Source organism: cyanobacterium endosymbiont of Rhopalodia gibberula (assembly GCF_003574135.1).
Lineage (GTDB): Bacteria > Cyanobacteriota > Cyanobacteriia > Cyanobacteriales > Microcystaceae > Rippkaea.
In genome coordinates, this window is sequence record NZ_AP018341.1 from 49671 (window position 1) to 64592 (window position 14922).

Annotated in this window: 11 protein-coding genes; 5 read left to right on the forward strand and 6 right to left on the reverse strand. The window is 30.0% G+C overall.

Annotation, left to right across the window (positions count from 1 at the left end; translation table 11 throughout):
- Positions 1–282: 282 nt before the first annotated feature.
- Together RGRSB_RS00150 and larC are read right to left on the reverse strand one after the other, a co-directional pair.
- A complete protein-coding gene (locus RGRSB_RS00150; protein WP_119259297.1) occupies positions 283–1200 on the reverse strand; it encodes a lysylphosphatidylglycerol synthase transmembrane domain-containing protein in 918 nt (305 codons plus the stop codon).
- 67 nt (positions 1201–1267) lie between these two features.
- Positions 1268–2518 carry a nickel pincer cofactor biosynthesis protein LarC gene (larC, locus tag RGRSB_RS00155; RefSeq protein WP_119259298.1) on the reverse strand — a complete coding sequence of 417 codons (1251 nt, stop codon included), beginning with the start codon at positions 2516–2518 and terminating at the stop codon, positions 1268–1270.
- A 97-nt stretch (positions 2519–2615) separates the two neighbouring features.
- On the opposite strand from larC, the gene RGRSB_RS00160 reads away from it, so the two are divergent.
- The gene (locus RGRSB_RS00160; RefSeq protein WP_119259299.1) at positions 2616–3269 is read left to right on the forward strand and encodes an L-threonylcarbamoyladenylate synthase; all 654 of its coding nucleotides are present in this window, start codon (positions 2616–2618) and stop codon (positions 3267–3269) included.
- Positions 3270–3468: 199 nt separating this feature from the next.
- Entirely contained in the window at positions 3469–3693 is a 225-nt protein-coding gene (locus RGRSB_RS00165; protein WP_172581997.1) for a dTDP-4-dehydrorhamnose 3,5-epimerase family protein, read from the forward strand.
- A 132-nt stretch (positions 3694–3825) separates the two neighbouring features.
- Here RGRSB_RS00165 and RGRSB_RS00170 read toward each other — a convergent pair whose 3' ends face one another.
- Complete coding sequence (locus RGRSB_RS00170) at positions 3826–4689, reverse strand: tetratricopeptide repeat protein (protein WP_420822996.1); 864 nt, start codon at positions 4687–4689, stop codon at positions 3826–3828.
- Positions 4690–6212: 1523 nt separating this feature from the next.
- On the opposite strand from RGRSB_RS00170, the gene fghA reads away from it, so the two are divergent.
- Positions 6213–7064, forward strand: coding sequence for an S-formylglutathione hydrolase (fghA, locus tag RGRSB_RS00175; RefSeq protein WP_119259301.1), 852 nt, complete (start codon positions 6213–6215; stop codon positions 7062–7064).
- Between the two features lie 2640 nt (positions 7065–9704).
- Positions 9705–10169, forward strand: coding sequence for a hydrogenase maturation protease (locus RGRSB_RS00180; protein WP_119259302.1), 465 nt, complete (start codon positions 9705–9707; stop codon positions 10167–10169).
- 4 nt (positions 10170–10173) lie between these two features.
- Here the strand turns inward: RGRSB_RS00180 and RGRSB_RS00185 are convergent, their stop codons facing one another.
- Positions 10174–10722 carry a (2Fe-2S) ferredoxin domain-containing protein gene (locus RGRSB_RS00185; protein WP_119259303.1) on the reverse strand — a complete coding sequence of 183 codons (549 nt, stop codon included), beginning with the start codon at positions 10720–10722 and terminating at the stop codon, positions 10174–10176.
- 536 nt (positions 10723–11258) lie between these two features.
- On the opposite strand from RGRSB_RS00185, the gene dpsA reads away from it, so the two are divergent.
- Positions 11259–11804, forward strand: a complete 546-nt coding sequence (gene dpsA / locus RGRSB_RS00190; RefSeq protein ID WP_119259304.1) for a DNA starvation/stress protection protein DpsA — start codon at positions 11259–11261, stop codon at positions 11802–11804.
- 93 nt (positions 11805–11897) lie between these two features.
- Here the strand turns inward: dpsA and cobW are convergent, their stop codons facing one another.
- Together cobW and RGRSB_RS00200 are read right to left on the reverse strand one after the other, a co-directional pair.
- Positions 11898–12929 (reverse strand): cobalamin biosynthesis protein CobW, encoded by a 1032-nt coding sequence (cobW, locus tag RGRSB_RS00195; protein ID WP_119260889.1) that lies wholly within the window; start codon positions 12927–12929, stop codon positions 11898–11900.
- 146 nt (positions 12930–13075) lie between these two features.
- Positions 13076–14038, reverse strand: coding sequence for an undecaprenyl-diphosphate phosphatase (locus tag RGRSB_RS00200; RefSeq protein WP_119259305.1), 963 nt, complete (start codon positions 14036–14038; stop codon positions 13076–13078).
- Positions 14039–14922 lie beyond the last annotated feature (884 nt).

Sequence of the window (14922 nt, forward strand, 5' to 3'; positions counted from 1 at the left end):
GAAAAGAAGAATTGAAACTTACTATTCCTACAACAACATAGTTAGAAAAAAGTTGAACTATTTTTCCCTTATTGAGATTTTAGTAAATAAAATGCGATCAATCAGAGAAACAGTGAAATTAATTTAAATCATCTCTACAACTTGACTGACTTTCCCAACCTAAATAAATAGGAAACTATGTGTTAATTTTTTTCTATTGTATCTAACTGAGCGGTGGTTTTTTACTATTTTTAGGTAAAAATATTTCAATATGAATAGCAAAATTTTTCTTAATTTATTAAGTTATTCTTTTGTCAATAGCACTAATCCTGCCCCTGTAACTTCTGCTAAGATACTAATTAATCGAAAGATAGTAATAGCACAAAAAACTATTTGAATGGGAAAGTTTTCTGTTTTTAGTAAAAAAATAATTGCAGCTTCAAATACTCCCATACCACCAGGTGCACCAGGAATTAATAATCCTAATAACCAGGCAAAACTAAAAGCATTTAATAATAAAGGAATTTGAAACATTGATAGTGGAATAAATGCTGTCCAAGTTAAAATAAACCCTAGTCCTCTCAATAATATAAATCCCATCTCTCCCAATAAAATAGTCTTTGGATATTGTCTTAAATGAATCTCGCTATGAACATTTTTTTGCTTAATTTCTTTTAAATAAAAAAATATTTTATTAACAAAAAAAGGATGAATCACTAATAATCCAATTAACATGATTATTATCTGTATTACAGAAAACCAAGAGCTATAAGGATTTCTATTAACTCCAAAAGGATTACTTAATAAAGTAATTATTAAGGCTGAAATAGCCATAAATAATGGTTCTAATAAGACGCTAAAACTAGCAATTTTTAAAGAAATTCCTTGTTGAGAAATTGCAATTATACGTCCATAGAAATGTCCTATATTTCCAGGGATATACTTAGATATATTAGTAGTTAAATAAACTTTTAATCCCCATTTTTTTGTCATTGGTTGTTTAAGTATATTTAGGATTTTAACCCAGACTAATGCAGACCAAATATGAGAAAAAAAAGTAACCAAAAAGGCTAATATCAATAGATAACAACTTTGATGATCAAGAGTTACTGTTAGGACAGTACTCCAATTATTGTAAAAAGTATTTAATATAAACAATATAGCTATTCCAAAAATAAACCATCTTAAATAGATTTTTAGGAAAGCGATAGTTCTTTTCATATAGCAATTCTCTTTTAATATTCTTAAAAAGATATCTAAGTAAAAAAATACAAATTAAAAATAACTATTAATATTTTTTATATTCTCTTTGCTTCTCATACCAAATATTCAAAACCATCTGTTGAATAGTTCGTAATGGTTGATTAATTTTTCTAGCTAAAACTACGCAGTCTTCATATTCCGGTTGAACATTAATAATTGTTTTCTGTCCGTTAATTTTTTGACTAGCAACTTTAACTTTAACCATACCATAATCTGTATTTATTTTCTGAATTTCTCGGTTTAGTATAGAGCGATCTTGAACAAGATAACGTATTCCCAATGTAGTAGTTTCTTGAAAGATAATCTTTTTACAATCTATCATTTTATCCAGGGGGCAGATTACGGTTAATAAAATTCCTGGACGAGACTTTTTCATACCAATAGCTTGTGTAAATACATCCACAGCTCCTACTAAAAATAACTTTTCAAAAAGGTAACTAATTACCTGGGGATTAAGATCATCAATCTGAGTTTCTAACACAGCAATTTTTTCTGAGCTATTAATGGTATCTTCTAGCTGAGATACTCCGATCCATAACCTTAAAATATTGGGAATAGATAATTCCTGCGAACCTGCTCCTAAGCCAACTTTTTGTAATTTCATTGAGGGAGGAGAGCCAAACCTTGTTACTAAAGTAGCTGCAATAGCTGCTCCTGTAGGTGTTACTAATTCTTTATTAATACCATTACTATAGATAGGAACTTGATGAGATTCCCATAACTTAATTACTGCTGGAACAGGAACTGGCAAACATCCGTGAGCTGCCCAGACTATCCCCCCACCTGTCGGAATTGGTGAACAATATAAAGCTTCTATCCCTAACCAATCTAATCCTAAACAAGTTCCTACAATGTCCACAATGGCATCGGTAGCTCCCACTTCATGAAAGTGGACTTTTTCAGGCTCTACCCCGTGCACAGCCCCTTCTGCTATAGCTAATTGACGGAATATCTCCAGACTCCATTGAGTTGTCTGAGAGGATAAATTAGCTTGTTTAATCATTAATTCAATTTCGGGTAGATGACGCACACGACAATCATGACTATGATGATTCTCAGTTGACTGATTGTCTCTCAATAAGTCAACATGAATCTTGGTAGCTAATTGTCCTTGACGGTGGACCTGTTCTTTCCACAGACGATATTCTTCTTCAATACCCAATTTTCTAAGTTTTTCTATTAGATATTTTAGAGGAACACCACTGTCAACTAATGCTCCCAAACACATATCCCCAGCAATTCCTGTTGGACAGTCTAAATACCCTACTTTTTTCATGATTTTTGTAGACTTTTTCTCGTTTAGTGAAAAAAGAGTGTCATTATCTTTGGTTCATTTTAATACTTAAAATAAGATTTTATCCTTGACTTTTAACATGGCTAAACTATACGATCTCCATCCTAATAATCCCCAATCTCGTATTATTGAAGTAATTGTGAAAGACCTGAAACAAGGGGCAATTATGTTATACCCTACTGATACAGTTTATGCTATTGGTTGTGATCTCAATCATAAATCAGCTGTACAACGGATTAAGCAATTAAGACAATTGTTTAATAATAAATGTTTGGTCTGCCTCTGTTCTTCTTTGTCTAAGATTGCTGATTATGCTTTTGTCTCTGATAAAGCCTATCGGATAATGAAGCGTGTTATTCCTGGTCCTTATACTTTTTTGCTTCCAGGGACAAAATTAGTCTCTAAATTAATGATTAATCCCAAACAAAAAAACATAGGAATCAGAGTTCCTGATAGTAATATTTGTCAAATGATTTTAGAAGGTTTAGATAATCCTATTGTATCTAGTTCTATCTATTCACTCAATAAAAAAAGAGAATTTCTAAGCATTGCATTAGAAAAGGTAGAACTTTTTAACATCTTAGACAGTCAAGTTGATTTGATTATTGACAATAAATTAGAATCTGGATCTGAAGTATCTACTATTTTAGACATGACTTCTGATAATCCCATAGTTGTTCGACAAGGATTAGGTTGGGATGAGTTACAAAGTTGGATTACCTTAATGGTTTAATTGAATTGCTTAATTATCTAATATTAATTTAAGTAGATTTTAAACATAAAATTTATTACTACAATAATTACTGGTATTATAATTATTTAACCTCATAATTTTTATTGATGTTCGATTTTGTTCAAAATAATAACTCAAAATTTTTTTAAATGTTTTACGAGGTTCACACAATTAAATTCAACAATTTTAAGAAAAATTGGTGCGAACTGTTATAAGAGAAGTATTAGGTGTTGCTATTGATATCCGTAAAAGTTTTCCTCCTTTTGGACAATGGGTAGGCTATATCCTCAGTGTAGAAAATAAACGTATATTTTGGATTCTTAAAGGATTTACTCATAGGTTTATTTTCTTATCAGATAAGGTAGAGTTTCTCTATAAAGCCGCAGATTATCATATCCCACAGCATAAGATAATCATCCTTTAGAATTATCTCTATATTAGTGTCGACCTACAACTGAATGAACAACTAATGCTGTCAAAAAAAGCCAAACATGGGGTTTCTTAAAAAATACGGAAGTCTTTATTTGACTGATCTATGTCTACCCACTTAGATGACCTATAAAGGTGTTGTTTCAAGACTTTTTAAGAGGGCTCTGATCCTAGGAGTAGCTAAAAATATTTTAGTATCTTCTAATAACTTAGTCCCCCAGAGATTATCTTCCAGAAATTGCAATTCACCATATCGACTATCCAATTTTAAGGCGGTTTCCCCCAACTTAAGTCCTTCCTCTATTTTTCCTTGAGCATATAAGGCCACCGCCATGGCTAATTTTGGTTCTGCTTGTTCGGAATCAATGGTTAATGCTGTTTGCCACTCTTCAATCGCGCTCTTGGTATTTCCTTCTTCATACTTAATCAAACCAATATTATTAACCGCGGGCCAAAAATTTTTATCTTGGGCAATTGCCTTTTTATAAACTGCAATTGCATCCGTAATTTTTCTCAATTTTAGATAAGAATTACCTAAGTCAAACAAAGCTGGAGGGGTATCTGGTTTAAGTACAAGTCCCTGTTCCAATTCTCCTACTGCTGCTTGATACTTTCCTTGTTGGAAATAGGCATTTCCTAAGGTAAATTTAATTCCTGCTTCCTCTGGAGCTATGGATAATGCTTTTCGTAATGCCTCAATCGCTTGATCTAATTCTTGTTCTTGAATGTATAAAGTTCCTAAGATAAACCAAGGTTGATATCGAGTTGGAGCAAGTTGGGTGGCTAGTTTAGCCCTTGACAGGGCTAACTCGTATTGTTGAAAGCGAACTAATTGTACCGCGTCCTCGGCTAATTCTAAACCCCGTTGTTCCAATTGTTCTAAGTTTAATTGAGGAGTGTAGGGCAGAAGAGCCTGTCCCATCACGGGGGTTATCAAAGGACAAAAACCTGTCAAAGCAAATAGGAAAAGCAACCAGTTACGTTTAGGCACGGTATTTTTGTTAAAGTCTTTCAGAATAGCTAGTCGGTCATCCCAATCATTGTAGTCTGTCCCGTTCCAATTTGGTTAAACGATAGTGTTGGCAAATTTGGAGACTGTGAGTTGTGTAGGTTGTATCAACGATTACGACTATGTATATATAAATATTCTAACAAAGTTAGATTTATAAATTTAGCATTATCTAAATTAAATATTTTTACTTAATTCATATATTTTTAATAAAAAATTAAACTCAGTTTTATGAATGAGATTCAAAATATTAAAATACTAGTCATTACCCATGATAAAATTACAAATAAAATAAAAATAGTTTTATTTATTAAGAAATAATTTTAATATAAACTTGTTTTTTGTAGTTAAAATACAAAAAAACTTAATCAAAATTACAAGTTAATTATCAAAATTGACCTTAATTTAAAAAGGTTGTTTATCTCAAAATAGATTATCTTTGAATAAGATTTAATAAATACTATAAATAAATTTATAGAAAAGTAAGATTTTTTTGTATAACCATTAAATAGTAATACAGTGAATTTTTTAAAAAATAAGGCGAATAAACAATAAATATAAGTAGTACTAAAAAGTTTAAGTTAAAAATTGTAGATGTGAAAATTTTAGATATTAAGATAGTTAATTTTTAATAAAACTATTTTAATTAAAAGTAAGAAAGTCATTATCTACATGATAGGTTTTAGGTAAAAAAATAAATGCATAAATTATATAAATAATAAATAATTATATTCTATATAATAATTAAATATCTAGAGTCTTGATATAAGAAGTTTTAAGTAAACTTAAAAAAGTTAATTTATATTCTAAAAAAATACAAAGATTTTATAAAAATATTGCAAGTCAATTAATGTAACAAGTTGAAGTAGTAGTAAACATATTTCATGTTTCTTAAGTAGTTAGTATTTAATTAAATAATCAAGAAAAAATATCAAGATGGAAGTTTAGATGAATAAGATACTAATTAATAATCAAAAGTCTCCTTTAACAAACTACTTAGCTTTAAATAAAAAAATGTATTCTATTTATAATAGACAAAATTTTAAAAAACAAAAGATTTATGTTTAAGTCCATAAATATAATAATTATTATTGATAATTTAGTGAAAAATATCAGGAGTATTAGAGTCAATATATTGGACTCCAAGGACTCATTTATTTTTTTTACAAAACTGAAAAATAATTAGGCATTGAGTTAGAAAAAATACCACCTATTTGTATATCGAAAAAAACACTGCAAAATACCAATAACAAATAAAAGTTAATTTTTAAAATTACCTATAGATCCATAAATTATGTTAATATTTAGTTCTCGTGTTTCTTGAGTTAACACTTTACTAGTAAATTCATACATTATGAGTTCAGTATAATCAAAATAGTTTTGGTTATTGTTGGTATTCCCTATATACTCAACACAGTTATAATCTTTTATAAATAGAACAAAGTATAAAATAGGACCTCTATTTTTTATACTTAATTATATTTTCTACATAGGAAAGCTTTACTATGCCTCATAGTCTTACTCTAAAATCGAAATACCAATGTTTTGGAGGAACTGTTGCTTATTACAGTCATCAGTCCCAATGTTGTAATCATCCGATGAATTTCGCTGTTTATATTCCTCCTAAAGCAAAAAATAAACCTATTCCCGTTTTATATTATTTATCGGGATTAACCTGCACAGAAGAAAATTTTATTGTCAAAGCTGGAGCACATCAGTTTGCTGCTAAATACGGCATTATGCTAGTGGTTCCTGATACTAGTCCTCGTGATACAAAGATTGCAGAAGAAGATAAAACCTGGGATTTAGGAAGTGGGGCAGGGTTTTATGTTGATGCTACCATTGAACCATGGAACATTCATTATCAAATGTACAGCTATGTTACAAAAGAATTGTACAGTTTAGTACAGAATAATTTTAATGTAAATAGTGATAAAACTAGTATTTTTGGCCATTCCATGGGAGGTCATGGAGCGTTAGTTTGTGCATTAAAAAACTCTCAACAATACATATCAGTTTCTGCTTTTGCTCCTATTACATCACCAATTCATTGCCCTTGGGGAGAAAAAGCATTTACAGCTTATTTAGGAGATGATAAAAGCAATTGGCACCAATATGATGCAAGTGAATTAGTTAAAAAAACTCAGCTTCAATATCCGCTTTTAATTGATCAGGGCTTAGCTGATCCTTTTTATTGTCAGAAACAATTATTACCAGAAAAATTCAAAGAAATTTGTGAATATGTGGGACAATCTTTGATTTTGAGATTTCATAAAGAATATGATCACAGTTATTTTATGATCTCTAGTTTTATTGAAGATCACATCAGCTATCATGCCATGTATTTAAATAGTTAATCTTACTTAGGTAGAGTAAGTAATTTTTACTGTGTTTTATAGAAATAAAGTCAACTCTTCGAAATTTAACTTAAAATATCAAACTATTTTTTCCAGATATTTTTTATGGGCATGAATTCAGCTCAAAGTTATGAGGAGAAAAAAAGTAGCAGTTCTATACTATAAGCAGCATTCATTAACGTCGCTTATTTTGAACAAGCGACGTTAATGAATACTGTAATTACTTTTCCGTAGTTAGGAAATCTATATACAGATTATTTCTAACTTTAAAAAAGTATTTTTTTATATATTTAGCTATTATCATTTGTTTTTACTTTTGGTAAAAATGTTGATGTATTTTTTTACAGATTTGTACGGTTAATTCTACAGAAATAGGTTAATTAATTCTACTCTTATAAAAGTTTGTTATTACTTTTATAGTAAAGTATGCTGAGTTATTATTTATCTAATTAGATAAGAGTAAAATCCTGCTAAATAGCATTAGAAAGTTAAACTATTTAAAATTATAAACAACCGTTGTAGATATTGGCTTTAAAATTAACTATGAGTAACAGATAAACCTACAAAAAATTTTATTAATTAGCGTAATATTTGACTAATAAATTACTAAAGTTTTTTAGTTTTTTCTAAAAAACTTTAATAATAGCTCTATGAAAAAAGATTTTTAATACTTATTAAAATAGAATAGTTTAACTATAATATATAAAATTTTTAATTTAAAAATTTTATATATTATAGTTAAACTATTTAATTAACTTTTTGCTTGGCTAATATATTATATTTATTGGCTTATTTCTTTATTTCTAGAATAGGAATGTAAACTTAATCTTTTATATTTATACTTTTACGACGAGTTTTATTTAAATAAATTAAAATAAATGGATAAATAAAAAGCCGTCTATAATAGATATTTACATCAAAATCAATTGGTTATTTTAACAATTTAAAAACTATTTTTGAATCATTTATAGTTTTGCTAATTATTTTCTTAGATGTTATAAAATAACAAAAAATATATAATTATTTAATCGCAGCTGAGAAAATAATTTATTAATTTAAGTATAGAGATTTAATTTTATTAAACAATTGCTAAAACAAAATAATAACACTCTTCTATAAGAATTAAATAATCACTTTTATAAAAAATAGATGTCACAGTAGTATTCCTACTATATGTTGTTTAATCTAAAAATTAAACTTAACCAAAAAGACTCTATATCCTAAAAGTTTATATAGATAAGGTCAAAATTATGAGATGAGAATATTAGACTACACTTAGTTTTTATTGATAAAATCAGATTTAGCTAGCCACAAGTCGTTACTATAACAGAGCAATTAAAAAAGAATAAATTTATAAAAAATATCTAAATAATCAAGAAAAACTATTACATTAATTTAGAGTAGTAGCTACTCAATATTGACTTTTTTTATCTATTTAAATAGAGACAAATATTATGTTTTATATGATTAAAAATTATACAACAAGTTTATTATTAAAATAATGCAATATAAAATAATTTTTTATGTAAATTTTAACTACACAACTTTTTTGACTAGAGGTATTTATTTGTTTGTAAATATTTTATAGAGAGTAGCCAAATCTTTTTTTGTTTTTCAAAATTATTTTATATATGAAATAATTTTGAAATTTATTTCAACAGTCTGAAAAAAATTAACACGATTCTTTCTCATCCATATATAAAAATTTTATAGTAAAAATCTATTTTAATTTACTAATTAGCTTAGATTTTATCTTGCACTAACTGTCAAATAAAACGATATGAAGATTTTCTTGTGAAAAACGTAATTTCTCAAAAATTAAGTGCTGTTGAAGGTTATGTCAAATAGTTTATTGTCTATATAAACAAATATAATTAACTCAAAAAACTCTCTTACATTAGCTATTGTAAAACGACAATAGACAAAAGCTATTTTTTACCTTGATAGATTTCTAAAATCTTAGAACTTTAATTTCTATAAAAATTTAGTTAAAATAAAAGTCTTATAAAATATTGCTTAATAATTTATCTAAATAAATATATAAAGAGTTTAATATTTTTTTAATAAAAATAAAGTAACACAAATAAAGTTTAATTTTTAAGATAAAAATATTGTAGTTTCATAGAATAAATAAGGATTTTTGACTTAGCTATTGGACAGAAAGCTCCCACTCTATAAACAAATGAGAAACATCGGACTATAAGGGAGTACTTCGAATGTTTTAAGGTCGGAATAAAAACACACTCAAAGCTTGACAACAAAGCCCCAAAAATTAGACTATAACAAGTCTAATTGACATCTAAAAACGGGCTCAGATAAAGGTATTTTTCTTTATCTGAGCCAAGGAAAATACGTTTACTTAAGTTTTTCTTAAAAGTACAAAACAATACATTAACAACCGATGGGTAATAGCTAGTGTTGATTGTGGAAAAAGTTCGATGGAAATAATAGATAAATAACAATATTTTTTATCCAGATAAAGATTAGTGAAACAACAATGTCTTATTCTTAGGTAGAAAAACTTGCCCCATAAGCTTATGTTACTCGTTGACAGGTTATCCTTAAAATCAGTTATTTTAAAGTTAAAATTGGTTATCTCAGAGTTAAGACACCCTGTTTATTGATACTTTCACACTTTCTATGTTGACTATTATTGGTTGTGGTAATCTAAATCGATCTGATGATGCTGTGGGGGTTGTCATTTCCCAAAACCTTCAGGAATTTCTTCTGGAACACCCTGCTTCTAATGTTCGTATCTATGATTGTGGAACGGCTGGAATAGAAGTTATGTTCCAAGCTAGAGGTAGTCATAAATTAATCATTATTGATGCATGTTCGACCGACTCCCCTCCAGGAACTATTTTTGAAGTCCCCGGAGAAGAGTTAGAAAATTTACCAACACCAAGTTATAACTTACATGATTTTCGGTGGGATCATGCCTTAGCAGCCGGACGCAAAATTTTCAAAAATGATTTCCCTCAAGAAGTAATCGTTTACTTAATTGAGGCAAAAAACTTGGAACTAGGATTGGAATTAACTCCTCCAATACAAGAAGCTGCTACAGTAGTTTTGGAGAAGTTGAAAAAGCAAATCCTAAGCCGGTAAAAACTTAAGTGAAATGTTTTTTGAGTAAATTATCCACTTGTCTGATACTAACCTGATTATATTGAATTTTATCAGGTAGAATTACTACATTCGGTCCTTTTTTGCACTGTTTAAGACATCCCGTTAACCTAATTTCTACCTGATTCTCTAAACCGTTATCAACTAATTTTGTCTTTATTTGTTGACATAAAGTTTTTCCTCCCCGCTCCCAACACTCAGTTTGTTTACAGACTAAAATTCTCTTTTTACTAACTTTTTCCTGCATAATCACCACATAGGGTTCTTGAGGTTGAGTTAAAATTTTAATAGTTTCTGCTTTAAGCTTAAAAATTCCCATCCTACTCTTTGTTTCCCTAGTTCCTTCAACTTCTAGCCAAGCCTTAGGAGAAAGTTTAGTATCCAGGTAAGCTCCTAACTTTTCAGGGATTTCTACCCAAAATTCTCTTGAGGTCACTCTAATACGTAAATACTTAGTTTTCACTCCGTCTTTCATAACAAAGTTTTCTAATTGACCGATAAGGCGGAAGGGAGAAATCGTTAAAAACTTTGACATACTTTTTTATTTATTAATGAAATAATTGGTAATTACATTTATTGTTAACATCAATACTGGTTTAACTAGTAGGTTAATTTTTAACCAGAGGCTAATCATCGATTAACCACAGTCTAAATCTGTACGACGACAATAGAACTAGTTGGACTTGTAAAAGTTGATTAGTACAGTACAGCAATACCAGAGAATTTATAGATTCTGAAGACACATGATATACACTTCAACGATTTCTTCGAGCAGCTTCTATGACTTGGGTTGATTCTGAGGAAAAGTAAGCTTAGTTTATCGACATCAACAAATGAATATAGTTGTTATTGTTACTTTACATAGAAAATTACTATGAACATTTATTATTCTTAAGTATCCCAATAAAACAAATTGGTGTCAAAGACAATTCAGAACTAGATTAAATCTGGGTTTATCCCTTTTTGCCCTAGTCCTGAATTTTCTGGTATATCCTTGGGGGTCTATAAACTGTTGCTAAAATGAGGTATTTTAGATATGTAAAGTTTAATATAAAGAAGGGGACAACAAAAATGACAACTGCTCAAGGCTTGGTACGTGCTTTTGGAGAAGTGGGAGAAAACTCTGTCTTACTAGACAAGAGCGTTACCATTCCTATTTGTGAAGGATTGAACATGTTGATAGCTAGTTTTCAAGGACTATACCTTCAATATGAAAAGCATCATTTTGTTGTAGAAGGTTCGGAATTCTACTCTTTACACGAATTTTTTAACGAAAGTTACGATGATGTTCGTGGTCATGTTCACGACCTCGCTGAACGGTTGAATGGACTTGGAGGAATTCCCGCAGCTAGTTTTAGTAAATTAGCTGAGTTGTGTTGCTTTAAACCTGAAGCAGATGGGTCTTACGGCTGTCGCGAGATGGTAGAACATGATTTAGGAGCAGAACAGGAAGTTATCAAACTACTTCGTAAACAGGCTGCTCAGGCTGAAAGTTTAGGAGATAGAGCAACTCGTTATCTTTATGAGCAAATTCTTCTTAAAACAGAAGAACGAGCTTATCATTTAGATCATTTCTTGGTTAGCGACAGCTTGACTTTAGGTTTTGTTAATAACTGAAACTAGAACCTTCCTAAGATTTCTCTAAAAATAAACAAGCAATAGCTGATTGAACGAACTCCCATTCATTTTTTAATGGGAGTTTTCGTATCTCTAAGTTAGTTCACACTCAATCTCTTCTAGCGTTAATTGACGACCAATAAATACTAATCGAGTTTGACGCAGTTCATCACATTTCCAAGGACGATCATAAAAGGTATCAAAGCGATCACCCACTCCTTGTAAAACTAACCGCATGGGTTTAGATGGAACATTTACAAACCCTTTAATCCTATAAATTTCTTGGTTTTTGACTATTTTTTTAAGTTGATTGACCAAACTTTTAAGCTCAAACTCTTGATTTAAAATTACTTGAATAGAATTAATATCATCATCGTGATTGTGGTCTTCTTCCTGCTCGTGATAATTAGGGCGACTCTTTAAATTGTCTTCAACAGCGGCATTAAACCCTAATAAAACATTAGGATTAATTTCCCCATTATCACAAGCAACCACTTTAACTTCTGGTCTTAATTCTTGTTCTAACCACTTTTTAACTTGATGAAGTTGAAACGGCTCAATTAAGTCAGTTTTAGTTAACAATACTAAATCTGCACAAATTAACTGATTTTTAAATAACTCCTCAATTGAAGTTTCATGTTCTAGGCTGGGATCGGCCTGTCGTTGCGCTTCTAAGGCAGCTGAATTTTTCACTAAAGTCCCTGAAACTAGAGCTTGAGTATCTACCACTGTTACCACCCCATCTACAGTAGCGCTGTTACGGATTTCTGGCCACTGAAAGGCTTGAACTAAAGGCTTTGGTAATGCCAATCCAGAGGTCTCAATTAGCACAAAATCAATTGTCTCACGCCTTTCCAATAATTTTTTCATAGTCGGAAAAAATTCTTCTTGGACGGTACAACACAAACACCCATTGGTTAATTCAACAATATTAGTATTTGAGTTTCCATCCTCATCGCAAATCTGACAATCTCGCAAAAGTTCCCCATCTATTCCTACTTCCCCAAATTCGTTAACCAAAACAGCAATTCGTCTTTGTTGATTATGTTGTAGTAGATGACGAACTAATGTTGTCTTACCTGCTCCGAGAAAGCCAGTAATAACCGTAACAGGGATCTTATGCATAGTAAATTCCAGCACACCGTTAGATGACGTTGTTATCAACAGTTACCTTTGAAAAACTCTAAAAAATATCAAAGAAGTTTATCAATTCTCAGTCACATTTTTTATGGTACCATCTTAGCTCCAAAATAGCGTAACTATATTTCAATTTAATTAAGATTAAACACAAGAGATACTAAAATTAAGACACCAAATCCTAAACGATACCAAACAAAAATCCAAGTATCACGATTTTGTAAATAGCTGGTTAACCAAGCAATAGCTAAATAGGAAAAAATTGCTGAAGAGATAACTCCGATAATAACAGGAAATAAAATTTCTTTAGAAGAGCCTAGAACTAAAACTTCTTTAAATTCTGCAAATCCTGCTATAGTAATGGCTGGAATTCCTAGTAGAAAAGAAAACTTGGCTGCTGTTGCCCGTTCTAAATTCATAAATAATCCGGCCGTCATAGTAGAACCTGAACGAGAAACTCCTGGAATTAAAGCAAGAGTTTGGGCTAATCCAATTAATATCCCATCTTGTAATGTTAGTTCTCTAAAATCTCGTTTATGAGTTCCTAACCTTTCTGATAAAGCTAACAATACAGCCATCACAATTGAAGCAATTGCAATTGCCCCTACACTTCGTAATGGAGAATTATCTAAATCAACAACCAACAATTTCCACAATAATCCAAAAAATACAATTGGTAAAGTTCCTAACGCAATACCCGCTGCCAGTCGAAAATCATAAGATTTATAATCCGAGATACAAATAGCTTTTACCATCCCATCAATAATCTCTGTTAAATCTGACCAAAAATACCATATCACTGCAGTAATACTTCCTAGTTGAATCACTGCTGTAAAAGATACTCCAGGATCACCCCATCCTAAAGCCAAGGGGATAACTTTTAAATGGGCCGTACTACTAATGGGCAAAAATTCTGTCAATCCTTGTACCATTCCTAACACAATAGCCTGAAGCCAGTTAAATTGAAAAATGGGAGTATCAGAAACTTTTAGGGAAGTAGATTGGACAGTTGCTGTAAAACCTAAAAATAGGCTTAATCCACTACTAAAAGCAAAAAAAATAGCTAATTTTAATGGTTTGTGTTTCGGTTTAGTCATAGGAATTGAGAGATTTATATAAAATTAGAGGATAAAAGTTTCAGCAATTTTATCAATAAATACTTGATGTCTAAAACTTTTTTGGGAAAATTTAGAGAACTAGAAATTTATCCCCTAATAATCCATAAATCTAAGCTTAATTATTCATTAAAAAACTAGGTCTTGGAAAAATTTATCAGAGTCATCTAAATTTGTACACGAGAAACTGCTCATTTATGTTAATTCTTTTAAATATTTCAAAATTAAAGATAACCACCGGTATTTTGATAAAATATTCAGAATAATGGCAAAAATCAATCTTAACTTATTTACCTTAAACGTACAGTTTTAGAAAAGAAAGTTTAAATTTTAGAATTTCTCCTGAGTCTCCCGTATCAGTTTCCTATGAACTTAAAGTTGTTTCTGTACTTTCCGAATCCTTCTCTTATCCTTGTTCTAAAAATTTGTTTTCAAAATAATTATCGTTGATAAAACTTGGTAAATGATCTAACTTTGAAGAAAGCTTAATTTTTTATAAATTTTTTTTGTGAATGGACTCAGATTAGACCTAGTAAAAATCCCTGGGCAAGATTTTCTAATGTAATTATCCCTTACTCATCTCAGGAGTTAAGTTTTAGAAAGCCCTCAACCGTAAAGTAATTTACCTAATTAAGTTGCCATTAAGGATTTCTTTTTGTATAAATTTACTACCACTCAAGCTTAATGCTCTATTGTTACTAATCTTACTAAAATTAAACAGGATATTTATTCTTATCCAGGAAATTTTTAAAGTAGCGATCATCCAGTAGAATAAGTTTTCTAGTTTGATGCAGTAGGATTTTACGATTACTTTTTCCAAAAAAGCCAACAACTTTACCGATTTCTAAATGAGTCTTAGTGAGAAT